Source organism: Mesorhizobium calcicola (assembly GCF_042682105.1).
GTDB lineage: Bacteria > Pseudomonadota > Alphaproteobacteria > Rhizobiales > Rhizobiaceae > Mesorhizobium > Mesorhizobium calcicola.
In genome coordinates this window covers 12,718-35,807 of sequence record NZ_JBHUGY010000077.1, presented here as the reverse complement: position 1 = coordinate 35,807, position 23,090 = coordinate 12,718, and the positions used below count along the sequence as shown (strand labels likewise).

At 62.5% G+C, this 23,090-nt stretch carries 24 protein-coding genes; 14 read left to right on the top strand and 10 right to left on the bottom strand.

Going from position 1 to position 23,090, the window contains the following annotated elements; genetic code table 11:
* Positions 1-87: 87 nt before the first annotated feature.
* On the bottom strand, positions 88-1,662 hold the full coding sequence (locus tag ACFSQT_RS37870; protein WP_379027113.1) for a trimethylamine methyltransferase family protein: 1,575 nt from the start codon (positions 1,660-1,662) through the stop codon (positions 88-90).
* Positions 1,663-1,937: 275 nt separating this feature from the next.
* Here ACFSQT_RS37870 and ACFSQT_RS37865 point away from each other — a divergent pair, with 275 nt between their 5' ends.
* Positions 1,938-2,636 carry a corrinoid protein gene (locus ACFSQT_RS37865; RefSeq protein WP_379027112.1) on the top strand — a complete coding sequence of 233 codons (699 nt, stop codon included), beginning with the start codon at positions 1,938-1,940 and terminating at the stop codon, positions 2,634-2,636.
* 85 nt (positions 2,637-2,721) lie between these two features.
* Here ACFSQT_RS37865 and ACFSQT_RS37860 read toward each other — a convergent pair whose 3' ends face one another.
* On the bottom strand, positions 2,722-2,862 hold the full coding sequence (locus ACFSQT_RS37860; RefSeq protein WP_379027111.1) for an EncA/B family entericidin: 141 nt from the start codon (positions 2,860-2,862) through the stop codon (positions 2,722-2,724).
* 66 nt (positions 2,863-2,928) lie between these two features.
* Between ACFSQT_RS37860 and ACFSQT_RS37855 the strand changes: the two genes are divergently transcribed.
* Positions 2,929-3,561, top strand: coding sequence for a DUF1638 domain-containing protein (locus ACFSQT_RS37855; RefSeq protein ID WP_379027110.1), 633 nt, complete (start codon positions 2,929-2,931; stop codon positions 3,559-3,561).
* Here ACFSQT_RS37855 and ACFSQT_RS37850 read toward each other — a convergent pair.
* Complete coding sequence (locus ACFSQT_RS37850; RefSeq protein WP_379027109.1) at positions 3,558-4,484, bottom strand: NAD-dependent epimerase/dehydratase family protein; 927 nt, start codon at positions 4,482-4,484, stop codon at positions 3,558-3,560. The two genes, ACFSQT_RS37855 and ACFSQT_RS37850, sit on opposite strands and share 4 nt — an antisense overlap.
* A 121-nt stretch (positions 4,485-4,605) precedes the next feature.
* Here ACFSQT_RS37850 and ACFSQT_RS37845 point away from each other — a divergent pair, with 121 nt between their 5' ends.
* From ACFSQT_RS37845 to ACFSQT_RS37805, 9 genes are all read left to right on the top strand, one after another.
* On the top strand, positions 4,606-5,181 hold the full coding sequence (locus ACFSQT_RS37845) for a DUF4893 domain-containing protein (protein ID WP_379027108.1): 576 nt from the start codon (positions 4,606-4,608) through the stop codon (positions 5,179-5,181).
* A gap of 91 nt (positions 5,182-5,272) precedes the next feature.
* Positions 5,273-6,046: a formyl transferase gene (locus ACFSQT_RS37840; protein WP_379027152.1), complete on the top strand. Its 774-nt coding sequence runs from the start codon at positions 5,273-5,275 to the stop codon at positions 6,044-6,046.
* A gap of 204 nt (positions 6,047-6,250) precedes the next feature.
* The gene (locus ACFSQT_RS37835) at positions 6,251-6,553 is read left to right on the top strand and encodes a virulence factor (protein ID WP_379027107.1); all 303 of its coding nucleotides are present in this window, start codon (positions 6,251-6,253) and stop codon (positions 6,551-6,553) included.
* Entirely contained in the window at positions 6,546-7,157 is a 612-nt protein-coding gene (locus ACFSQT_RS37830; protein WP_379027106.1) for a methylenetetrahydrofolate reductase C-terminal domain-containing protein, read from the top strand. The genes ACFSQT_RS37835 and ACFSQT_RS37830 overlap by 8 nt, the downstream gene beginning before the upstream one ends.
* Positions 7,154-8,245 (top strand): methylenetetrahydrofolate reductase, encoded by a 1,092-nt coding sequence (locus tag ACFSQT_RS37825; RefSeq protein ID WP_379027105.1) that lies wholly within the window; start codon positions 7,154-7,156, stop codon positions 8,243-8,245. The genes ACFSQT_RS37830 and ACFSQT_RS37825 overlap by 4 nt, the downstream gene beginning before the upstream one ends.
* Before the next feature lie 81 nt (positions 8,246-8,326).
* On the top strand, positions 8,327-9,301 hold the full coding sequence (locus ACFSQT_RS37820; RefSeq protein WP_379027104.1) for a methyltetrahydrofolate cobalamin methyltransferase: 975 nt from the start codon (positions 8,327-8,329) through the stop codon (positions 9,299-9,301).
* A complete protein-coding gene (locus ACFSQT_RS37815; RefSeq protein ID WP_379027103.1) occupies positions 9,252-11,381 on the top strand; it encodes an ASKHA domain-containing protein in 2,130 nt (709 codons plus the stop codon). Before ACFSQT_RS37820 ends, ACFSQT_RS37815 begins: the two co-directional genes overlap by 50 nt.
* A 180-nt stretch (positions 11,382-11,561) precedes the next feature.
* Positions 11,562-11,747 (top strand): hypothetical protein, encoded by a 186-nt coding sequence (locus ACFSQT_RS37810; RefSeq protein ID WP_379027102.1) that lies wholly within the window; start codon positions 11,562-11,564, stop codon positions 11,745-11,747.
* 233 nt (positions 11,748-11,980) lie between these two features.
* Positions 11,981-13,000, top strand: a complete 1,020-nt coding sequence (locus ACFSQT_RS37805) for an alpha/beta hydrolase fold domain-containing protein (protein ID WP_379027101.1) — start codon at positions 11,981-11,983, stop codon at positions 12,998-13,000.
* 228 nt (positions 13,001-13,228) lie between these two features.
* On the opposite strand, the gene ACFSQT_RS37800 is transcribed toward ACFSQT_RS37805, so the two are convergent.
* Positions 13,229-14,128, bottom strand: coding sequence for a LysR substrate-binding domain-containing protein (locus tag ACFSQT_RS37800; RefSeq protein ID WP_095087339.1), 900 nt, complete (start codon positions 14,126-14,128; stop codon positions 13,229-13,231).
* A 219-nt stretch (positions 14,129-14,347) separates the two neighbouring features.
* Between ACFSQT_RS37800 and ACFSQT_RS37795 the strand changes: the two genes are divergently transcribed.
* The 3 genes from ACFSQT_RS37795 to ACFSQT_RS37785 all read left to right on the top strand — a co-directional run bounded on the left by ACFSQT_RS37795 (position 14,348) and on the right by ACFSQT_RS37785 (position 16,292).
* Positions 14,348-14,533 carry a hypothetical protein gene (locus ACFSQT_RS37795; protein ID WP_184874366.1) on the top strand — a complete coding sequence of 62 codons (186 nt, stop codon included), beginning with the start codon at positions 14,348-14,350 and terminating at the stop codon, positions 14,531-14,533.
* Between the two features lie 338 nt (positions 14,534-14,871).
* Positions 14,872-15,006 carry a hypothetical protein gene (locus tag ACFSQT_RS37790; protein ID WP_013894968.1) on the top strand — a complete coding sequence of 45 codons (135 nt, stop codon included), beginning with the start codon at positions 14,872-14,874 and terminating at the stop codon, positions 15,004-15,006.
* A gap of 347 nt (positions 15,007-15,353) precedes the next feature.
* Positions 15,354-16,292, top strand: coding sequence for a GlxA family transcriptional regulator (locus ACFSQT_RS37785; protein ID WP_379027151.1), 939 nt, complete (start codon positions 15,354-15,356; stop codon positions 16,290-16,292).
* Positions 16,293-16,315: 23 nt separating this feature from the next.
* Here the strand turns inward: ACFSQT_RS37785 and ACFSQT_RS37780 are convergent, their stop codons facing one another.
* From ACFSQT_RS37780 to ACFSQT_RS37755, 6 genes are all read right to left on the bottom strand, one after another.
* Positions 16,316-17,107: an ABC transporter ATP-binding protein gene (locus ACFSQT_RS37780; protein WP_379027100.1), complete on the bottom strand. Its 792-nt coding sequence runs from the start codon at positions 17,105-17,107 to the stop codon at positions 16,316-16,318.
* Positions 17,104-17,877 carry an ABC transporter permease gene (locus ACFSQT_RS37775; RefSeq protein WP_379027099.1) on the bottom strand — a complete coding sequence of 258 codons (774 nt, stop codon included), beginning with the start codon at positions 17,875-17,877 and terminating at the stop codon, positions 17,104-17,106. The genes ACFSQT_RS37780 and ACFSQT_RS37775 overlap by 4 nt, the downstream gene beginning before the upstream one ends.
* Before the next feature lie 90 nt (positions 17,878-17,967).
* Positions 17,968-18,918 (bottom strand): ABC transporter substrate-binding protein, encoded by a 951-nt coding sequence (locus tag ACFSQT_RS37770; protein WP_379027098.1) that lies wholly within the window; start codon positions 18,916-18,918, stop codon positions 17,968-17,970.
* A gap of 162 nt (positions 18,919-19,080) precedes the next feature.
* Positions 19,081-19,425: a peptidase inhibitor family I36 protein gene (locus tag ACFSQT_RS37765; protein WP_379027097.1), complete on the bottom strand. Its 345-nt coding sequence runs from the start codon at positions 19,423-19,425 to the stop codon at positions 19,081-19,083.
* 91 nt (positions 19,426-19,516) lie between these two features.
* Positions 19,517-20,365: a DUF1194 domain-containing protein gene (locus ACFSQT_RS37760; protein WP_379027096.1), complete on the bottom strand. Its 849-nt coding sequence runs from the start codon at positions 20,363-20,365 to the stop codon at positions 19,517-19,519.
* Positions 20,366-20,461: 96 nt separating this feature from the next.
* Complete coding sequence (locus ACFSQT_RS37755; RefSeq protein WP_379027095.1) at positions 20,462-23,023, bottom strand: GcvT family protein; 2,562 nt, start codon at positions 23,021-23,023, stop codon at positions 20,462-20,464.
* Positions 23,024-23,090 lie beyond the last annotated feature (67 nt).

Genomic DNA, 23,090 nt, shown 5'->3' with positions numbered 1-23,090 from the left:
CTTCTTGACCGGATCGGAGAACGCGCTCCGCCAGACCTCCTTGTGGATGATGTTGGCGACTTTAGCCCCGCCTGACTCGGGCTCCTTTCAAGTGAAGGCGTCAGGCATCGACCCCTTCTTCTTGGCGATGAAGTCCTTCAGCGCTTCGTCGATGCTCGGATCGAGATACGGCGCCTCGTAGCTTTCCAGCCAGCGGCGGGCGAGTTCGTTGGCGCGCTGCGGTGCGGTCTTCTCGCCCTCGGCCAGCCACTGCTCGTAGGAATTGTTGTCGGCGATGTTGGAGCGGTAGAACGCGGTCTGGAAATTGGCCTGGGTGTGGTCGCAGCCGAGATAGTGGCTGCCCGGGCCGACCTGGCGGATGGCGTCCATCGCCTGGCCATTCTCCGACAGATCGACGCCTTCGGAAAACTTCTGCGTCATGCCGAGCTGGTCGATGTCCATCATGAATTTTTCGTAGCAGGAGGCGAGCCCACCCTCGAGCCAGCCGGCCGAGTGCAGCACGAAGTTGGTGCCGGCAAGGATGGTCGAGTTCAGTGTGTTGGCGCTCTCATAGGCCGCCTGCGCGTCCGGAACCTTGGACGCGCAGAGCGAGCCGCCGGTACGGAATGGCAGGCCGAGACGGCGGGCAAGCTGTGCCGCGCCATAGGACACCAGCGACGGCTCCGGCGTGCCGAAGGTCGGCGCGCCCGACTGCATCGAGATCGAAGAGGCGAAGGTGCCGAACAGCACCGGCGCGCCCGGCCGGATCAGCTGCGTGAACGACGCGCCGGCCAGCACTTCGGCCAGGACCTGCGTCAGCGTGCCGGCGACCGTCACCGGGCTCATCGCGCCGGCAAGAATGAACGGCGTAACGATGCAGGCCTGGTTATGGCGCGAATAGACTTTCAGCGCGCCGAGCATGGTCTCGTCGAACACCATCGGCGAGTTGGCGTTGATCAGGCTGGTCAGCACCGTGTTGTTTTCGACGAAGTCGTCGCCGAACACGATCTTGGCCATGGCGACGGTGTCTTCAGCCCGCTCCGGCGCGGTGACCGAACCCATGAACGGCTTGTCCGAATATTTGATGTGGCTGTAGATCATGTCGAGATGGCGCTTGTTGACCGGCACATCGACCGGCTCGCACACGGTGCCACCCGAATGGTGGATCGACGGCGCCATATAGGCGAGCTTCACGAAATTCTGGAAATCCTCGATCGTCGCATAACGTCTGACACCGTCGAGGTCGCGCACGAAGGGCGGGCCATAGACCGGCGCGAAGACAGTGGCGTTGCCGCCGATCTGCACCGAGCGCTCGGAATTGCGGGCGTGCTGGGTGTAGATGGAAGGCGCGGTCTTCAGCAGCGAGCGGCAGAGGCCCTTGGGAAAGTGCACGCGCTCGCCCTTGACGTCGGCGCCGGCCTCTTTCCAAAGCTGCAGCGCTTCGGCGTCATCGCGAAAGATGATGCCGATCTCCTCAAGCACCGTGTCGGTGTTCTTCTCGATCAGCGCCAGGCCTTCCTCGTCCAGCACCTCATAGACGTTGATCTTGCGCTTGATATAGGTGAGCTGGGTGCCGGGGCCGCCGCCCGAACGTGCCGCACGCCGGGCAGCCGCCCCGCCGCTGGCGCCGCGCCCGCGTCGCGCGTTTGACGCTTCCTGATCGACTGCCGCGTGTTCGCTCATGATCGCTCTTCCCTGAATTTGTTCTTGTCCGGATTCCATTGCGGCAACGTATCGCCGCTTCTTGCCGGATCGTAGCCATGCACCCTATTCGAAACGGCCCGCCAGCGCCAACGCCTGTCGCAAAATCGACAAGAATTCCAAGAGAGTTACGGTCGCTTTCCTTTTGCGGGAAGTCGCAAATCAGCTATGGATACATGCCCCCAGCGGGTTAGGTATGAGCGCGAATATTTTGTGCCTTGCGACGCAGTCGCGATGCCGGCAGGAGCTTGATACAAATGTCCGACGACGAGATCATCCTTTCCGAACTTTCCGACGACGAGTTGGTGCAGCAGATGCACGACGATCTTTACGACGGACTGAAGGAAGAGATCGAGGAAGGCACCAACATCCTGCTCGGACGCGGCTGGATACCCTACAAGGTGCTGACCGAGGCGCTGGTCGAAGGCATGCGCATCGTCGGCGAGGACTTTCGCGATGGCATCCTGTTCGTGCCGGAAGTGCTGCTCTCGGCCAATGCCATGAAAGCCGGCATGTTCATCCTGCGTCCACTGCTTGCCGCCACCGGCGCGCCGAAGCAGGGCAAGATGGTGATCGGCACCGTCAAGGGCGACATCCACGACATCGGCAAGAACCTCGTCGGCATGATGATGGAGGGTGCCGGCTTCGACGTCATCGACCTCGGCATCAACAATGCGGTCGAGAAATATCTCGATGCCATCGAACAGCACCAGCCCGACATCATCGGCATGTCGGCGCTGCTGACCACCACCATGCCCTACATGAAGGTCGTCATCGACACGATGAAGGAAAAGGGCATCCGCGACGACTATGTCGTGCTGGTTGGCGGCGCGCCGCTGAACGAGGAATTCGGCAAGGCCGTCGGCGCCGATGCCTATTGTCGCGACGCGGCGGTGGCGGTCGAGACCGCCAAGGACTTCATGAAGCGCAAGCACAACGTCCGCGCGTCGGCCTGATCGAAATCCGGCACGGACAATTGAAAAGCCGCGCCTTGCAGCGCGGCTTTTTTGTTCCCAGATGACGAAGAAGGCTGTGCGCGGATCATGGCTTGGTGACGGTGTCCTTAACCGCCCTGGCCGTCGATTTGACATCCTTGCCGACGCCACGGACGGTGTTCGCACATGCCGTAAGGGCCAGGGCGCAGGCAAGGAAGGCTATCGGCGCGACGCGTAACAGTTTCATGGACGGTGTCTCCCTCAACAGATAAAATTAGCCCCACAGCAACGAAAGGCCGGCTCGACTGGTTCCATGGCCAAGATACAAAAAACGAAACCGAATCAAGACGACAGGCTGCTCGTCATCGCCTGTGGGATGATTGCGCGCGAAGTTCTGGCCGTCAAGGAACAGCTCGGACTGGATCACCTCGACCTGACCTGCCTGCCGGCGGAATTCCACTTCTATCCGGACCGCATTGCGCCGGCCATGGACAAGGCGATCAAAAAGGCCAAGGCGGAGGGCTACGAACACATTTTCGTCGGCTATGCCGACTGCGGAACCGGGGGCCTGCTCGACCGGATCTGCGAGAAGCATGGCGTCGAGCGCATGGCCGGCCCGCATTGCTTCGCCTTCTATCAAGGCATGGAGGCCTATGCGAAGATCGCCGACGACGACATGATGTCCTTCTACATGACCGACTTCCTGTGCCGCCAGTTCGACGCCTTCTTCATGAAGCCGCTCGGCCTCGACAAGCACCCGGAGCTGATCAAGGACTATTTCGGCAATTACGAGAAGCTGATTTATCTCGCCCAGACCGACGATCCGGAGCTCGACAAGGTCGCCGAAAAAGCCGCGAAAATACTCGGTCTCGCTTATGAACGCCGCGGCACGGGCTATGGCGACCTGACGGCGGGGATGGCGAGCGCCGCGGCCGTGGCCGGCTAGGTAGCCCCTGCTTCCTCGGCGCGCAACTCCGCAAGCACGTCGGCAAAGCTGGTCTTGCAGACGAAACCCAGCCTGTCCCTCGCCCGCGACGCGTCATAGACGCGGTCGATGGACGAGAACATCGTCCAGCCCTTTCGCGCGTAGAGCGCCGGGAATTCCGGAAAGTAGCGCGCGACGACCGACGGTGCGTCGGCGATCAGGGCCGCGCAATCGTCGGGCCGGAACGGCGTCGGCGCGCAGACGATGAAAATGTCGAAGCCGAGCTGCGGTGCCTTTTCGAGCGCAAGGATATGGGCATCGGCCGCGTCCTCCACCGTCAGCCGGCGAAACAGCAGTTCATTGGCCTTGGTGTTGGCATCCGACTGTTCGATCGCACGCGCCATGTCGTCGGCTTCGGGAAAGAAGCGGGCGGTGCGCAGCACCACCACCGGCAGCCCGTGCTGGATATGATAGAGGCGGCAAAGCTGTTCGGCCGCAAGCTTGGTGACGCCGTAGATGTTGCGCGGCTCGGGCGACATCGCCTCCGTCAGCCAGGCGGCCTTGCGCGCGCCACCAGTAAAACCGTCGCGTATCGCTTGCGAAATCATCAGCGAGGTCGTCGACGTGACGACGAAGCGCTTGACGCCGAAGGCCATCGCCGCGTCGAGCAGGTTGAGCGTGCCTTGCACGTTGGTGGCGACGAAATCGCTGTTGGCGCGGTTCTCGATATTGGGCTTGTGCAGCGCACCGCTGTGGATGATCGCCTCGATCCGGTTGTCGCGGAACGTGTCCAGGACAAGGTCGCGATCGGCGATCGAACCGACAATCTGGGTCTCCGCCGATGGAACGGGATCGAGGCCGGTGACATCGTGACCAAGGGCCCGCAGGCGCGGCGCCAGCGCACTGCCCAGCCAACCCGACGATCCCGTGAGCAAGATTCGCATTCGTCACACCATGATTTTTGACCGTGACGCTGTTAAGCACGGATGACAGGCGCCAGCGACCCGATAAGTTATGCACCAGGTGGTAGCGGCGCTGCTCCAGACATCAACAGGGAGGCCTTCCATGATCCTTCGTCCACTGCTCGCCGCTGTCGGTCTGCTCTGCGGCACCCTTCCCGCGCTTGCCGATGGCGAGGTGCAGAAACTCATCACCGCCGCCGACAAGACACGGCTCGACAAATATGGCGAGACCCGCAAGGCGGCGCTGGCCGAGGCGAAAGCGGGAGATCCCGCCGAGGTCAACCAGCTCGATGCGTTGCTGGCGAAACCCCTCGTTTCCTTTTCCGACAAGGACCTGACCGGCAACTGGAAATGCCGCACCATCAAGGCTGGTGGCACCAGCCCGCTCGTCATCTATGGCTGGTTCAAGTGCAAGGTGACCGACGACGGTTCCGGCTGGCGGCTGGAAAAGATCAGCGGTTCGCAGCGCACCAAGGGCCGCTTCTTCGACGATGGCGAGAAGCGCGCGATCTATCTCGGCTCGGGCTACGTCAACAGCGATCCGGCAAAACCCTATGGCAGTGGCCCGCAGACCGACCAGGTCGGCTATGCCTTCCGCAACAGCGCCAGCGACTGGCGCATTGAATTTCCCGCGCCCTACTACGAATCGAAGCTCGACATTCTCGAATTCAAGCGCTGATCCCGTCACCAAGGATTAACCCGCACGCCCTAGCATGCCGCAAGCCAAGGCCGATACCGGCCGCATCTTGTCCAACGGTGCGTCTCGAACCATGGATCCCCTGAAGTCGAACATCGTCGTCGTCACCGAGGGCGGGCCGCACATCTGGGCGGTCATCAACGCCATCGTCGACCGGTTGGGGCCAGTCAACGTCATCCTCGAAGCCCCTGAATCCAAAAAGCAATTGCTGCTCAGGAGGGCCCGCCGGCTGGGCTGGGTATCGGCCATCGGCCAGCTGGGCACGATGGTGCTGACACGTCTGGGAAAACGCTTCTTTGCCGGCCACGCGGCGCAAATGACCGCCGAGCAGAAGCTGCAGACCGAACCGAAACCGGGCCAGTCGATCATTCACGTTCCCTCGGCCAATGCGCCGGAATGCCTGGACGCCATCGCAAGGATCCAGCCGGGCGTCGTGTTTCTCGCCGGTTGCCGCATGCTGACACGCGAAACACTGTCGAAAATCTCTTGCCCCGTCATCAACTACCATGCTGGCATCACGCCCAAATACCGCGGCATGAACGGCGGCTACTGGGCGCTGGCGACCAGTGATGCCAAGAATTTCGGCACCACCATGCTGCTGGTCGACGCCGGTGTCGACACCGGCGGCGCGCTCAGGCAGGCGCGCGGCAAGCCCGAACGCGGCGACAGTATTTCGAGCTACGCGTTGCGCCAGGCGGCGTTCTCGCGCGACATCTGCGTCGAAGCGGTCAGCGACGTGTTGGCCGGAAAGCTCGCCACCATTGATCCGGGCCTGCCGTCACAACAATGGTATCATCCGACGATCTGGTTCTACCTCTGGACAGGGCTCAGAACCGGCATCTGGTAGCGCATTCTCCGTCCGCGATCGCCTGCACCGCGCCGGCTTTTCCGGCGCGTCGAACCTGCCGCCGGCACACGTCGGAAACGAATAAACGCACCTTTCATTTTACGACATCCAAATGCGTCGCTTTTGAATGCGCGCGCGTCGTCCCATAACAAGCGGCCCAACTGCGCTTCCGGCAATGCTCGACAGATCGAGGAGTGAGAATTCATGGCCGATCTGATCGTCGTCTACTGGCGCGACATCCCTGCCCAGGTCATCGTCAAGAAGGGCCGGCAGAACGCCAAGCGCGAACTGCCGCTGCGCTTCACCGAGGCGATCGACATGTGCGCCATGCGCACCGGCGCCGGCGGCACCGACGACTATCTGGCCGAATGGCGCAAGGCCGATCCTGTTCCAGTCGGCGACGACCTCGAGGCCGAGGTCGAAAAGGCTTTCCAGGACATCGAAACGAAATACGATCGTGAGCGGCTGGTCGCTCTGGTCAAGGCGGGTGGCAAAGAAAATGTCTGACACCCAGCCGACGGTTACCCAGGCCACTCTGGTCAAGAAGGCAGCGCCGAAATCCGACTACAAGCCGGCCGACGTGTCGCCGCAGCGGCGCGTGCAGCGTTCCTTCGCGGTCAGATTGTGGTCTGTGCGGCACTCGCGATTGCTCGAATGGTTCTATGCCAGATTCGCCGACATGTTCCTGCTGCTCCACCCCTTGTGGAAGGGCATCGGTTACGGCCGTATCGAAGGGTCGGTCAAATTCGTCGAGAAGCGCGTCAAGGGCTTCATGTTCGACTGCCGCATGTGCGGCCAATGCATATTGTCCTCGACTGGCATGTCGTGCCCGATGAACTGCCCCAAGCAGTTGCGCAACGGCCCGTGCGGCGGTGTGCGCGCCAATGGCAATTGCGAGGTCGAGCCTGACATGCCCTGCGTCTGGGTCAAGGCCTGGGAAGGCTCGCAGAACATGGTGCACAGCGACAGGATCCTGGCCGTGCAGAAGCCGGTCGATCAGTCGTTGCGCGAAACCTCGGCCTGGCTGCGGGTGACCGCGCAGGCGGCCGCCGCGCGCGAAGCAGCCGCTGCCGCCAAGAATGGGGCGGCAAACACCGGGGCATCGGCATGAACGGACGCCAGCGCGACGAGAACCCGGCCGGCATCCATCTGCCGCTGGATCCCCTGCCCGGCCACACCTCGCGCGGCCGGCTGGAGCGCGTCCTGCGGCGCGGCGAGTTCGCCGTCACCACCGAGCTCAATCCGCCCGACAGCGCCGATCCGGAAGACGTCTACAACCGGGCGAAAATCTTTGACGGCTGGGTCGATGCCATCAACGCCGTCGATGCCTCGGGCGCCAACTGCCACATGTCGTCGGTCGGCATCTGCGCACTTTTGACCCGCATGGGCTATGCGCCGATCATGCAGATCGCTTGCCGCGACAAGAACCGCATCGCCATCCAGGGCGACGTGCTGGGCGGGGCGGCGATGGGCGTCGCCAACATGCTGTGCCTGACTGGCGACGGCGTGCAGGCCGGCGACCAACCCGGCGCCAAGCCGGTGTTCGACCTCGACTGCATGTCGCTGCTCGAGACCTGCCGCATCATGCGCGACAACGGCAAGTTCCTGTCCGGCCGCAAGCTGACGACGCCGCCGCAGCTTTTCCTGGGTGCTGCGATCAATCCGTTCGCACCGCCGATCGACTTCCGCCCGCATCGGTTGGGCAAGAAGATCGCTGCCGGCGCGCAATTCGTGCAGAGCCAGTATTGCTTCGACGTGCCGATGTTCCGCACCTACATGCAGAAGGTGCGCGACATCGGCTACACCGAAAAGTGCTTCATCCTGGTTGGCGTCGGACCGCTGGCCTCGGCCAAGACGGCCAAATGGATCCGCTCCAACGTGCCGGGCATTCACATCCCCGATTCGGTCATCAAGCGGCTGGAAGGCGCGCAGGACCAGAAGAAGGAAGGCAAGCAGCTCTGCATCGACATCATCAACGAGGTGAAGGAAATCTCCGGCGTTTCCGGCGTCCATGTGATGGCCTACCGGCAGGAGGAATATGTCGCCGAGATCGTCGATGAATCCGGCGTGCTGAAGGGCCGCCAGCCATGGAAACGCGAAATCCGCCGCGACGACCAGATGGTCGCCGACCGGCTTGAGCACATACTGCACGACGACATTACCGAAACGCAGGTGGACATGGTGAAGACCGCGCACTGACGGCGCGAGCGACCACCCATTCGCTTGAACGAAACCAGACAACGATATAAAGAAATCTTTATATCACGGCGGAGAGAATTCATGACCCGGACCATCGTCGCCTCGGCGACACGAGAAATCATCATCGGCTTCGACCAGCCCTTCTGCGTGATTGGCGAACGCATCAACCCGACCGGCCGCAAAAAGCTGGCCGCCGAGATGATCGCAGGCAATTTCGAGACCGTCATCAAGGATGCGCTCGAGCAGGCAGCCTGTGGCGCCACCATGCTCGACGTCAATGCCGGCGTCACCTCGGTCAACCCGAACGAGACCGAACCTGGCCTGCTGGTGCAGACGCTGGAGATCGTCCAGGGCCTGGTCGACCTGCCGCTGTCGATCGACTCGTCGGTCACCGCCGCGATCGAGGCAGCGCTGAAGGTCGCCAAGGGCCGGCCGCTGGTCAACTCCGTCACCGGCGAGGAAGAAAAGCTCGAAGCCATCCTGCCGCTGGTCAAGAAATACAACGTTCCCGTCGTCGCCATCTCCAACGACGAGACCGGCATCTCGATGGACCCCGACGTGCGCTTCGCCGTCGCCAAGAAGATCGTCGAGCGCTGCGCCGATTTCGGCATCCCGGCGCATGACGTTGTGGTCGACCCGCTGGTGATGCCGATCGGCGCGCTGGGCGATGCTGGCCGCCAGGTGTTCGCGCTGCTGCGTCGACTGCGCGAAGAGCTCAAGGTCAACACCACCTGCGGCCTGTCCAACATCTCGTTCGGCTTGCCGCATCGCCACGGCATCAACGCTGCCTTCATCCCGATGGTGATCGGCGCCGGCATGACGTCAGCAATCATGAACCCGGTGCGGCCGCAGGAAATGGAAGCCGTGCGCGGCGCCAATGTGCTGAACGGCACCGACGAGAACTGCACCAACTGGATCCGCACCTACAAGGATTACAAGCCGGCCGAAGGCGGCCAGGCGGTCGCCGCACCAACGCAGGTCAACGCGCCGGGTGAAGGCGCCAACAATGGTGGCCGCCGCCGTGGCGGCCGTGAAGCCCGGATGGCTCGGGGATAAGCGCGCAATCGTGAATTCACCCGTCAACATCACCGATCCGCTCGTGCTGTTCATGCCTTCGGGCAAGCGCGGGCGGTTTCCGGTCGGCACGCCGGTGCTGGATGCCGCGCGCCAGCTCGGCGTCTATGTCGAAAGCGTCTGCGGCGGACGTGCCACATGCGGGCGCTGCCAGATCGAAGTGCAGGAAGGCAATTTCGCCAAGCACAAGATCGTCTCCTCCAACGACCACATCTCTCCCAAGGGCGCCAAGGAAGAACGCTATGAGCGCGTCCGCGGCCTGCCCGAGCGGCGCCGCCTGTCCTGTTCGGCGCAAATCCTCGGCGATCTCGTCATCGACGTGCCGCAGGACACGGTCATCAACGCGCAGACCATCCGCAAGGATGCCGACACCAGGGTGATCGCCCGCGATGCGGCGATCCGCATGTGCTATGTCGAGATCGAAGAGCCCGACATGCACAATCCATCAGGCGATCTCGACCGGCTGAAGATCGCCCTGATGCACGACTGGGGTCTGAAAAGCCTCGATTTCGATTTTTATCTGCTGCCGCAGGTGCAAGGCATCTTGCGCAAGGGCAACTGGACCGCCACAGCCGCCATCTACAAGGATGCCGACAGCGAGACCGCGCGCGTCGTGGCACTGTGGCCGGGCCTCAAGAACGAAGCCTATGGGCTTGCCTGCGATATCGGCTCGACCACCATCGCCATGCATCTGGTGTCGCTGCTGTCCGGCCGCGTCGCCGCTTCTTCCGGCACCTCCAATCCGCAGATCCGCTTCGGCGAGGATCTGATGAGCCGCGTCTCCTATGTGATGATGAACCCGGATGGCCGCGAAGGCATGACGGTCGCCGTGCGCGAAGCGATCTCCGGTCTGGTCGACAAGGTCTGCGCCGAAGGCAATGTCCAGCGCAACGACATCCTGGATTCCGTCTTCGTCGGCAATCCGATCATGCACCATCTGTTCCTCGGCATCGATCCGACCGAGCTTGGCGGCGCGCCCTTTGCACTGGCCGTTTCGGGTGCCGTGCACATCAAGGCGTCCGACATCGGCCTGAAGCTCAATCAGGGCGCTCGGCTCTACATGCTGCCTTGCATCGCCGGCCACGTCGGCGCCGATGCCGCAGCGGTAACGCTGTCGGAAGGCCCGCATCGCCAGGACGAGATGATGCTGATCGTCGACGTCGGCACCAATGCCGAGATCGTGCTCGGCAACCGTGCGCGGGTCGTGGCTGCTTCTTCTCCAACCGGCCCGGCCTTCGAGGGCGCGGAAATCTCCGGTGGCCAGCGTGCCGCCCCCGGCGCCATCGAGCGCGTGCGCATCGACCCCGACACGCTGGAGCCGAAGTATCGCGTCATCGGCTCGGAACTGTGGTCCGACGAGCCGGGCTTCCTCGACAGCGTGCAGGCAACCGGTGTCACCGGCATCTGCGGCTCCGGCATCATCGAGGTCGTCGCCGAGATGTATCTCGCCGGCATCATCTCCGAGGACGGCGTCATCGATGGCGGGCTTGCCGCGCGCTCGCCGCGCGTCACTGCCCATGGCCGCACCTTCTCCTACATGCTGAAGGAAGGCGAACCGAAGATCACCATCACCCAGACCGACGTACGCGCCATCCAGCTCGCCAAGGCAGCGCTTTATGCCGGCACCAAGCTGTTGATGGAAAAGCAGCACACCGACCATGTCGACCGCATCCATTTCGCCGGCGCCTTCGGCTCCTTCATCGATCCGAAATACGCCATGGTGCTGGGCCTGATCCCGGATTGCGACCTCGACAAGGTCTCGGCTGTCGGCAACGCCGCCGGCGCCGGCGCCCGCATGGCGCTGCTCAACCGCGGCTACCGCCGCGAGATCGAGGACACGGTCAGCAAGATCGAGAAGATCGAGACCGCGCTGGAGCCAAAATTCCAGGAGCATTTCGTCTACGCCATGGCGCTGCCCAACAAGGTCGATCCGTTCCCGAAACTGTCGGCGGCGGTGAAACTGCCGCCGCGCAAGACGGTCAGCGAGGATGGCGTCGCCGGCGACGCCGCCCCGCGCCGGCGTTCGCGCGAAGGCCACGCGGCGAGACGCGGCCGGGAATAAGCAGCCAAGCCGCCGCTTCCCAAACTCATTTGTATGCAAATGTTTCCGGATCGCTCGATCCGGAAACCGAAACGCTGTTTTCGTGAAATCCGCTGGAAACATGCGCGGCGCATTTAAGCCGCTATCGAAGGCCGGCCGGAAATGTCTTCCTGCCGCAGTGACCTTCCGGAGAAAACCAAAATGTCGATGTTCGAAAGCCTCGGCCGCTATGGTGTGGCCATCAAGATTGCCCACGACAGGAAGAAGTCGATCCGGGCCATGAACAACCTGCCGGCACATGTCCAGAAGGACATCGGTTGGCCGGCATCGCCGCCGAACGACCCGCAGGCCGCGCTCGTCTCGCTGCTTCTGGGTACGGCGCGCTGATGACCTTCGCCGACAAATGCAAATTGCTCGGAGCACGCCGGGGAACTCGCAAGCCCCCGGCGGTTGCCAGCAACAGGCTGCGCGCCGCACTTCTGCCGCGTCGCTGACCAGCGCGGCGCGGATCACACCACCGTGTAGACATAGCGTAAAACTTGACATTTTCGGCCGCGGCACGATCTTCGCAAGAGAGGGGAATTCTCTTAGTCGGCTGCAACCGAAGTTCGTGTATCCGCATGCCAAGTTTGAAAAGCCACGTCGTGTCCTTTGTGCTCCGGCACAGCCGCAAGAAGGCGTTTTCCAGCCCGGAAAACCTGCAGCGCTGGATCGCTGCTGCGCGCAAGACGGAGGATCATCATCCACCGGCTTCGCTGCATCAGCGTTTCAACATCGAGACACGCACCGTCGACGGCTTTCCGGTCTACGAAATCGCCCCCAAGGCCGGCGAGCGGAGGCGAATTCTCTATCTGCACGGCGGCGCCTATGTCTTTGAAATCACGCCTTATCATTGGCACCTGATCGCCGACATGGCCGACCGGCTGGGTTACGGCATCACCGTGCCGATCTATCCCATCGCACCCGAACACGATTTCCACGCCATGTTCGGCATGGTCGGCGACGTCTACCGCCAGATGCTCGACGAGACGGAGGCCGAAGACATTGTCTTCATGGGCGATTCTGCCGGCGGCAACATGGCCGTCGTGCTGACCATGATGGCCGCGGAACAGGCCCTGCCACTGCCGTCGCGCCATGTGCTGATTTCGCCCGGCCTCGACATGTCGCTTTCCAACCCCGAAGTGTTCGAGGCCGAACGCCGCGACCCCTGGCTGGGCATTTCGGGCGGGATGGAGGCAGTCCGGCTTTACAGCGCCGACTTCGACCGAAGCGACTGGCACATCAGCCCTCTCTATGGCGACCTCTCGGTGCTGCCGAAAACGCTGCTCCTAACCGGCTCGCACGACCTCCTCAGTCCTGACAATCTGATCTTCGCGCAAAAGGCGCGCGCCGTCGGCGTCGAGGTCGAGGTCGTCTACGAGGAAGGTATGTTCCACGTCTGGCCACTGATCGACATGCCTGAAGCACGGCGTGCGCGCGACAGCATAGTGACCTTCCTGGCCGGGGAAAAAACCTTTGGTCAAGCCGAGATCGAGGCGATCACCTGGTCGGCCAAGGCCTCATCTGGCGAACCATTCAAGACCGGATTGGCCAGCACGAAAATTGCTTCCAGTATTTCTTCATCTCGCTCTGGCTGGTAGTCGATATCTTCCCTGCATTCGATCAGGTCTGCCCAGGCCTCCACGTCCGCAGCGGTGAGTTCTCCTGCCTGGAACCGTCAGAGCACACTCAAAATATGATCAGCGGTCAGGACGACTACTGGCGTCTCCGACCAACCCAGGTCGCTTAGGATTGCAGCCAGAACATCAATCGGCTTCGCACATGTGATAAGATCGCTGAGCACTGAAACGCGGCTCACAGCAGGTCCATCAGAACTTGCCGGTTTCCCGGAACACTTCGAAGGTCGCGCGGATATGGTCGGCAACGGCCTTGACCGGCGCGCTGGCGTCCGGCGCCACCACCATCGCCAGATTGTAGGTGCCGATGTCGGGCATGCCGTCCTTCGGGCAGAGTTCGACCATGTCGTTGCCGAGGAATGACTTCGGCAGCGGCGCCACGGCGAGATCGGACATGATCGCGGCGCGCTGGCCGGCCGTGTGCGCGCTCATATAGGCGATACGGTAGTTGCGGCCTTCGCGGCCAAGCGCTTCAAGTGCGCCTGCCCGCCAGGCGCAGCCCTCTTCCCAGAGCGACACCGGCAAGGGTTCGCGCAGATGCGCACAGCCGCCCTTGGCGCCGGCCCAGACGATCGGCTCGGTGAGCAGCACCTCGGCGCCGAGCGCGCTGGTCTTGTAGGAGTTGGTCAAGAGCGTGATGTCGAGCGCCCGGTCGTCCATGCGCCGGCGCAGATTGCTGCTCTGGTCGATAGTGACGTCGACGGCGATCGACGGATGCGACTGCGCGAAGCGCTTCAGCACATGCGGCAGCACGCGCTCGCCATAGTCATCCGGCGAACCGAGCCGGACAACGCCGACAATCTCGGGAATGATGAACTTCGACACCACCTCGCGGTTGATCGACAGCAGCCGCCGGGCGTAGCCGAGCAGCATTTCGCCATCCGTGGTCAGCGATACGGAGCGCGCGTCGCGCGCGAACACCGAGCGGCCGAGAATATCCTCCAGCTTCTTGATCTGCATGGAGACGGCGGACGGGGTGCGGAAGACGGCATTGGCGGCGGTGGTGAAGCTGCCGGTCTCGGCAATCGCCACGAAAGTACGCAAGACGTCGAGATCGAGCAGTGGCAGCGGATGATTGAGCGGGGCGTTCATGGGAAGTGACCTTCAATTTTTCTGATACAAAGCATCATTCCATTTCGTTTGATTGAACATCAGATTGGGAGGATAGTCAACACCATCGAGGCAGGACGCATTGGAAGTGGCTCCGAAACGACCACGACACAAACCTGCAATCGACATGAAATGAGGTTGAAACAAAAGCGACGTAACCAAACCACCGTCTGGCATCCGCCAGCACCAAAGGAGAAAGAAATGTCTATCCTGTCGTCCATCGGTCGGATCGCGACCGAATTCAGCGCCGCCCGCGCCCGCTACCAGACCGAACGCGCCATCCACTCCCTGCCGATCGAACTGCAGAAGGATATCGGCTGGCCTGAAGCTGCCGACACCAAGACCGGCATTCGCAATGGCGTCGGGTCCTGGGCTGGAGCAAAGTAGATCGTGTGTACCATGTGCTGAAGGCCTGCCGCGCAAGCCGCCCGGCAGGCCTTCTCTATTTTATTTGTATTCAAATGAGTTTTGGAGCCATGTCGCCAGCGCATGACGCATATGAGCAAGCCGCATAGCGATCCATTTTCCCAATTAGCGCCTTGTAAACAATCGCAAATTTCGAGCACGTTGCCCAAAATTGTCGCAATCGGTGTCGCATTTCATATCAAGCGCTTCGCTTTTGCGATTTAGTTTCTGCTTACACAGGCCTATATCAGCGCCAGCAAACGAGCTGCCCCACTCCATCAAGCGAAGGCGACCCGTCTGAGCAACAAATGGAGATGATCATGAAGCTTTTTGCCCGCCTCTTCGCCCGCCGCGAAATGAACCTGACCACCGCTCTCGAGCGTCAGCGCCTTGCCAACACCATGCCCGGCCAGACCGGTGCGATGGCTGCGGCGCGCCTCGGCTTCGTCGCCTGAATGTTTTTACAGGCAGCGCTTCCCTGCCGCTGCTTTTAAACTGTAGCGCCGCCTGGTTCCAGCCAAGGCGGCGCTTTTGTTTCGCCGCAAGGCGTAATTTTGCCGGTCCCATGAACAATTGGGCGCCGCTTGCAGGGCTCGCTGTCCGTCGATTGCCCATTTGCGACCTATGTCGCAAATATAATCGTGTCCTGACTACTTAGCCGATTGACAAACATGGTTTTTCCTGATGTCGCTATGCTATTCGCGACATCCTGTTCGCGTCATGGCTGTGTGAGGTTCCCTTGAACGCCGTAAAGCATCCGATCAAGCGATCGTTTGTATTCTTCCTTGTCCCCGACTTCACCATGATCGCTTTTGCGACCGCGCTCGACCCGCTGCGCTCGGCCAACCGCATGCTGGGCTATGAGGCCTATCGCTGGCGTCTCGCCAGCATCGACGGCAAGCCTGTCCGTGCCTCGAACGGGGTCGAATGCGCGGTCAACACCTCGCTGGAGGAAGAGCGCAAGAAGATGGCGGGCCCTGACCGGCCGAACATTGCCATCGTCTGCAGCGGCGTCAATGTCGAGCGTTACCAGAACAAGTCGGCCTTCGCCTGGCTGCGCGAGGAGTACAATCGCGGCGTTGCCGTCGGCGGCCTGTGCACCGGTGCGCATATCCTCGCCGCCGCCGGCCTTCTGTCCAACAAGCGCTGCGCCATCCACTGGGAGAACCTGCCGGGCTTTTCCGAGGCGTTCCCGAAGGCCAATGTCTTTGCCGACCTCTTCGAGATCGACCAGAACATCTACACCTGCGCCGGCGGCACCGCCGCACTCGACATGATGCTGAAGCTGATCGGCGACGATTTCGACGAAAACCTCGTCAACCGCGTCTGCGAACAGGTCCTGACCGACCGCGTGCGCAGCCCGACCGACCGCCAGCGCCTGCCGCTGCGCGCCCGCCTCGGCGTGCAGAACTCGAAGGTGCTGACCATCATCGAACTGATGGAGGCGAACCTGTCCGAGCCGCTGTCGCTGATCGAGATCGCCGACCATGTCGACCTGTCGCGCCGCCAGATCGAGCGGCTGTTCCGCACCGAGATGGGACGCTCCCCTGCCCGCTACTATCTCGAAATCCGGCTCGACCGCGCCCGGCATCTGCTGATCCAGTCGTCGATGCCGGTGGTCGAGGTGGCGGTCGCCTGCGGCTTCGTCTCGGCCTCGCATTTCTCAAAATGCTACCGCGAGCTTTACGCCCGCTCGCCGCAGCAGGAGCGCGTCGACCGCAAGCAGCTGCTGGCGGCCTGAGTAGGTTCGCTCCGGGTCAAAGCCTAGGCCGGCTGTGTTTGCGCCGTGCGCATCGCCTCGACGCGGATATCCTCGGTCAGCCGTGCCTTCAGCGCCGAGAATTCCGGGCTCGTCTTCAGCGTGTAGTGGCGCGGATGCGGCAGGTCGATGGCGACATCCGATTTGATGCGGCCGGGCCGGGCCGTCATCACGATCACGCGCGACGCCATGAAGATCGCCTCCTCGATGTCGTGAGTGACGAACAGCACCGTTTTCTTGCGGCGCTCCCAGATGCCGAGCAGCAGTTCCTGCATCAGACCTCGGGTCTGGTTGTCGAGCGCGCCGAACGGCTCGTCCAGCAACAGGATCTCTGGATCGTTGGCCAACGCGCGGGCGATCGCCGTGCGCTGCTGCATGCCGCCGGAAAGCTGCTTCGGCCAATGGTTCTCGAACCCTTTCAGGCCGACGAGATCGACATAGGAAGCGACGATCCCGTCCCGCTCCTTTTCGGGCATGCCGCGCTCGCGCAGGCCGAAGGCGATGTTCTGCGCGACCGTCAGCCAGGGGAACAGCGTGTAGGACTGGAAGACCATGCCGCGATCGGGCCCCGGCCGGGTCACCGCCTTGCCGTCGAGCAGCACGCGGCCTTCGCTCGGCGCTTCGAGGCCGGCGACAATTCTGAGCAGTGTCGACTTTCCGCAGCCCGATGGACCGAGGATGGTGATGAAGTCGTTGGCGGCGACCGCCAGGTCGACCGGCATCAAGGCCTTGACCGGCTGCCCGCCGCGCACGCCGGCGAAAGTGCGCGAGACGCCCTCGATCAGCAGCTTGCTCACGCCAGGCTCCATGGAAAGAGCCAGCGGTTGAAGGCCTTGAAGGCAAAATCGGACAACAGCCCGATCAGACCGATGACTATGATGCCGAAGATGATCTGGCCAGTCGCCAGCCGCGACTGGCTGTTGATGATCATGTAGCCGATACCCGAGGACGAGCCGATCAGTTCGGCGACGATGACATAGGTCCACGCCCAACCGAGCACCAGCCGCAACGTCTCGGCGATCTCGGGCGCATTGGCCGGCATGATCACACGGCTGACGATGCCGTTGTTGGTGGAGCCCAGCGTATAGGCCGCCTCCACCAGGTCGCGCCGCGTGCCGCCAACCTTGACCGCGATGATCAGGATGATCTGGAACACCGAGCCGACGAAGATGACCAGTAGTTTTTCCAGCTCGCCGATGCCGGCCCATAGGATGAGCAGCGGAATGAAGGCCGAGGCCGGCAGGTAGCGGGCAAAGGAGACGAATGGCTCCAGGAACGCCTCCACCGGCTTCCAGGCGCCCATGGCAATGCCGAGCGGCACGGCGACGACCGACGCCAACAGGAAGCCTCCGAAAACCCGCCAGATGGTGATCAGTATGTCGAGCCAGAAGCGATCCTCGACCAGCAGCCGCCAGCCGTCCCGGAGCATCGCCAGCGGATCGGCGAGGAAGATGCGATTGACGTGGCCGCCAAGCGTGATCCACGCCCAGAAGGCAACGAACAGCACGAAGAAGGAAATGCCGAGCACGGTTCGGATGCCAGGCGAGACTGGATGCAAGGGGCGCATCTTCAAATCGTCCCCATCTTCAAATCGTCACTTGTCCGGGAGAAAGCGGCGACGCCAGGCGCCGCCGCAAGATGGTCAAAGGTCGGGCTGTCAGTTCGACACCGCGCTGGTGTCGGCCAGCGTGTTGACGTCGGGGGCTTGCTTGATCAGCCCCATCTGCAGCAGAAGATCGCCGGCGGTCTTGGAAAAATCCTGGAATTCCTTGGTGAAGAACTGCTTGTTCTCCGCCCGGTCGGCCCATTTCAGGTACTTCGCCGAATCCTCGAACTCCTTGGCCGACTGTTTCACATCGGCGCCCATGATCTCGTAGGATTTCTGCGGATCTTTCTTGATCAGGTCGAGCGCCTCGAAATAGCTGTCGGCGAGCGCCTTGGCGGCGTCGGGATTGGCCTTGAGGAATTCGGGCGTGCAGCCGACCGTGTCGAGCACCATCGGGTAGTCGAGCGTGGTCGCCAGGATGTGGCCCTGATCGGACTTGTCGCGCACTGAAGAGATGAACGGCTCATAGGTGACGGCGGCGTCGTTCTGGCCGGCAAGGAAGGCCTGCGCCGCCGCGTCCGGCTCCAGATTGACGACGGTCACATCCTTGGTCGACATGCCGTTCTTGTTCAGCACCCAGGCAAGCATGAAATAGGGCGACGTGCCCGGTGCCGAGGACGCGACGTTCTTGCCCTTGAGATCGGCGACGGTCTTGATGTCGTTGCGGGCGACGATGCCGTCTGCGCCATAGGATTTGTCGAGCTGGAAGATTTGCTTGGTGGTGACGCCGCTGGCGTTCCAGACAAGCCAGGTCTCGACCGTGGTGGCGGCGCATTGCAGGTCGCCGCTGGCGATGGCGAGCGGCCGGCTCGCTTGCGGCACCTTCTTCAAGGTCACATCGAGCCCGTGCTTCTCGAACAGGCCTGCCTGCTTGGCAAGCGTCAGCGGAGCGAAGCCGGTCCAGCCGCTGATGCCGATGGTGACCGAGGTGGCGGCCGTCGCCGGCGCGGACAAGCCGGCGGCAAGCGTCAATGTTGCGGCTAGAACGGCGATCCTGGTCATGTCAGTTCCCCTTTTGTTTTCTCTGAGGAAATTGTCTCACAGACGCCAATCGGCTTGTCAATGAACAGGATGGTGAGGTGCATGGCAAACCGGCGCCGTTAACCCACTGGATCGGCGGCGGTCACCGAAACGGCAGCCAACCGCCGAAAATCCGACGCGGCTTCAGTAGTCGTTGCAAGTGCACTCCGCCGACGAGATGCGGTCGTTCCAGTCGCCATCAGCGAAATTGCGGACCCTGCGCCTGATTTCGATCGAATCTCCCCCCATGCGCGCGTCCTCGTAGGCGATGAGCGTGCAGCCGCGGCGCACGAACACCGACGACACACGGTCGTTCCAGAACTGGCCACCGCGAAAACTCACCGCATCGTCAGCCTCCATCTCCAGCGTTCGGCCGCGAAAATTCGCGTGCTCGAACAGGATGCAGGCAGGCTCGTCATTGTATTGGGCGCTGGCGCCGTCAGCGCAAAGCACGGACGCGACAGCAGTCAGGATGGCAAGACGTCTCATCTGATGTTTCCTCGGGTTTTGACCGCGGCCCCTCAGCGGCTGGATAGCGCGGCCTGACCATTTTGCCAATACTTGGATCCGGCGAGACGAGTTAGTGGCTGTCGAACATCCAGCTGCGGTTGCGCCACATCTTCTCGCCGACCAGGCAATCGGTGGCGGGCTGGTCCTGCGCCAATACCACCGGCGGATGATCGGCCTCTTCCTTCGCCCATTGCGGCGAAGCCGGACCGGCAAGTTCCAGCACCAGCTTGCGGCGGATGGCTTCGGGAAATTGCGTCCAGTCGTTGACCGGGATCATGAAGGCGCCGGGACCGCCGATGACGCAGTCGCTGTAGTAGCGATCGAGATTGTTGACGTCGTAGGCGCCGGAAAAGCCGCCTCGGGTCATCAGCGGCAGGCCGTTGATGACGATGCCTTGCTTGATCAGCTCGTCACGGGTGAGGTTGACCGGCGCGCCCTGGTTGTTGGGGCCGTCGCCCGAAATGTCGATGACCCGCTTCGTCCCTTGGTAGCCGCTCTCGGCGAAAAGATCGCCGCCGAACTCCAACGCGCCGGAGATCGAGGTGCGTCGCGCGCTGCCGGGCGGCTGGGCGGACAATTGCGCAACCACCCGCTCCGCGTCGGCGCGGCTGGCGATCACCGTCCACGGAACGATGACGCGCTGCCAGGTGGTGCCGGCCCACTCGACATAGGTGACGGCGATCTTGCCATAGGCACCATCGGCTATGGCCTGCAGCACGTTGTCGTGCGTCAGCGCCGCGGCGTAGCCGTGACGCTGGATCTCGAGTTCGTCCGCCGACATCGACAGTGAAACATCGACGGCCAGAACCAGCTCGACATCGACCGGTTCGTCCGCCAGGGACGCCGGCGTCAGCCAGAGCATCAGAGCCAGCGCGGCGCCCCCCGACAAGACATGTCTTGCACAAGAAAAAGCAGACATGCCGCAAGGGTATGCGAGATTCGCCCGTTTAAAAAGAGAAAAGCCCGGCGGCTGGCCGGGCTTTTCATTCATGCTGCTTCGCGTCCTGCCCAGCCATCAGCTGCGCGGTTTGAGGTTCTCCGGGTCATAGAGCGGCTTGTAGCCGACCGCGGCGACTTCGACCGGGTATGTTTCGCCGAAATACTCGATGGTGAGCTTGCGACCCCCCTGGGCATGGGCCCATGGCAGGTAGGCGAGACCGATGTTCTTGCCGATGGTCGGGCCAAAGGCCATCGAGGTGGTGAAGGACCGGCGGCCGAGTTCGTCGACAAGTGTTTCGCCCGTCTTCGGGTCCATCACCGGCATCGTGCCGACGGGATAGCGGGCAACGCCTTTCGAATCGACATTCTCGGTCATCACCAGCGTGCACAGCATGGCCGGCTGGTGCTCGCGGGCGCGGTATTCGACATGCTTTGCCTTGCCGCAGAAATCGTTCTCCTTGACCTTCGGGCGGGCAAGATCGGCTTCGAGCAGATTGTACTCGGTCAGCAGGTCGGCATTCTGCAGGCGCAGGCTCTTTTCCATGCGGCGGGTGTTGGCATAAGTCTCGACGCCAAAGGGCATCACGCCGGTCGAGCGCAAGGCGTCCCAGACGGCAAGGCCGTCCTCGTAGCGCATATGCAGTTCCCAGCCTTGCTCGCCGACGTAGGAAATGCGGAAAGCGGTGACGTCCTTGCCGCCGATCCGAACCGGCTTGATCGCCGCGAAGGGGAAGTTTTCCAGGGATAGCCCGTCCGGATTCTCGACCACCTTCTGCAGTGTCGCCCGGGCGTTCGGACCCCAGATGCCGATGGTGACGAATTTCTCGGTCACATCGGTGATGGTGACATCGAAGCCTTTGTCCTGCGCCGTGCGGCGCATGTACTGGAAGTCGCGCGGGCCGGCATCCGCCCCATCGATGACGCGGCAGCGATCAGCCATGCGGATGACGGTAAAGTCAGCGCGCACCATGCCTTCCTCGTCGAGGAAGTGGGTGTAGATGCCCTTGCCGATGTTGTTGTCGCCGCCGATCTTGGCCGCGCACAGCCATTCCAGCAACGCGACATGGTCGGGTCCTTCGACGTCATACATCGAGAAGTGCGACAGGTTGACGATGCCGCAATCCTCGCTCATGGCGAGGTGTTCGGCATTGGAGACACGCCAGAAATGGCGGTTGTCCCACTCGTTCTCGCGCACCGGCACGCGGTTGCCGTATTTCTCCAAGAGATGCTCGTTGGCGGCATAGCCGTGGGCGCGCTCCCAGCCGCCCAATTCCATGAAATAGCCGCCGAGTTCCTTCTCGCGCTCCCAGAACGGCGACCGCCTGATGTTGCGGGCCTTGGAGAACGGTTCGCGCGGGTGGACCGCCGGATTGTAAACCTTCATCGCCGTCTCGGTGCAGCGGTCCCAGATGAACTGCTCCTTCGTCTGGTGCGGATAGAAGCGCGCATAGTCGATGGCGTGATGGTCGATCGCGGTGCGGCCGTCGGTCATCCAGTCGGCGATCAGCTTGCCCATGCCAGGCCCGTCCTTGACCCAGATGGCGACCGCATACCACAGGCCCCTCACCTTCTGGCTTTCGCCCATGGACGGGCCGCCATCCGCCGTCACCTGCAGCAGGCCGTTGAAGGAATGGCCTTCGTTATAGCCGAGTTCGCCCAGGATCGGCGTCAGTTCCATGGCGCGTTCGAGCGGCGCCAGGATCTGCTCCATGTCGAGATCGCGCTGCGACGGTGAAAGCCGGGCCTGGTCCTTCTCCAGCAGGTCGCGCGGATGGCAAAGGCGCGGATTGGTCTCTTCGTAATAGCCCCATTCGATCTGCCCGCCTTCGGCGGTCTTGGGATCGCCGGTGTCGCGCATATAGGCTGAGTTGCCCTGGTCGCGCAGCAGCGGCCAGCCGATCTCCTTGCCGGTACCGGCAAACTCGTTGTACGGGCCGAAGAAGGTCAGCGGATGGTCGATCGGCATGACCGGCAGGTCCTCGCCGACCATCTCGGCGATCAGCCGGCCCCAAATTCCGGCGCAGACCACGACATAGTCGGCCTCGATGGTGCCGCGATCGGTCACCACGCCGGTGATGCGGCCGTCCTTGACGACGAGCGACCTGGCCGGCGTGTTGGCGAAGGATTTGAGCTTGCCGGAGGCTTCCGCCTGGTCGACCAGCTTGCCGGCTACGGTCTGCGAGCGCGGGATGACGAGACCGGCGTCGGGGTCCCACAGGCCGCCCTGCACCATCGCTTCTTCGATCAGCGGAAATTTTTCCTTGATCTCGGCCGGTTCGATCAGCCGGGCGCGCGTGCCAAATGCCTTGGCCGAGGCGATCTTGCGCTTGATCTCGTCCATGCGGCTGTCGTCGCCGACGCGAGCCACTTCGAGGCCGCCGATGCGCGCGTAATGGCCCATCTTCTCGTAGAAATCGATGGAGTAGAGCGTCGTCCAGCACGACAGGAAATCGTGGCTGGTCGTGTAGCAGAAGTCGGAGGCGTGCGCCGTCGAGCCGATGTCGGTCGGGATGCCTGATTTGTCGATGCCGACAATATCGTTCCAGCCGCGTTCGATCAGGTGATGGGCGATCGATGCGCCAACAATGCCGCCCAGGCCGACGATGACGACCTTCGCCTTTTTCGGAAACTCTGCCATTGCCCGCGACTCCAAAGTGATAAAACGGGCGGACTATAGGGCGGAGCGGTGTGGCTGATGAAGCCTG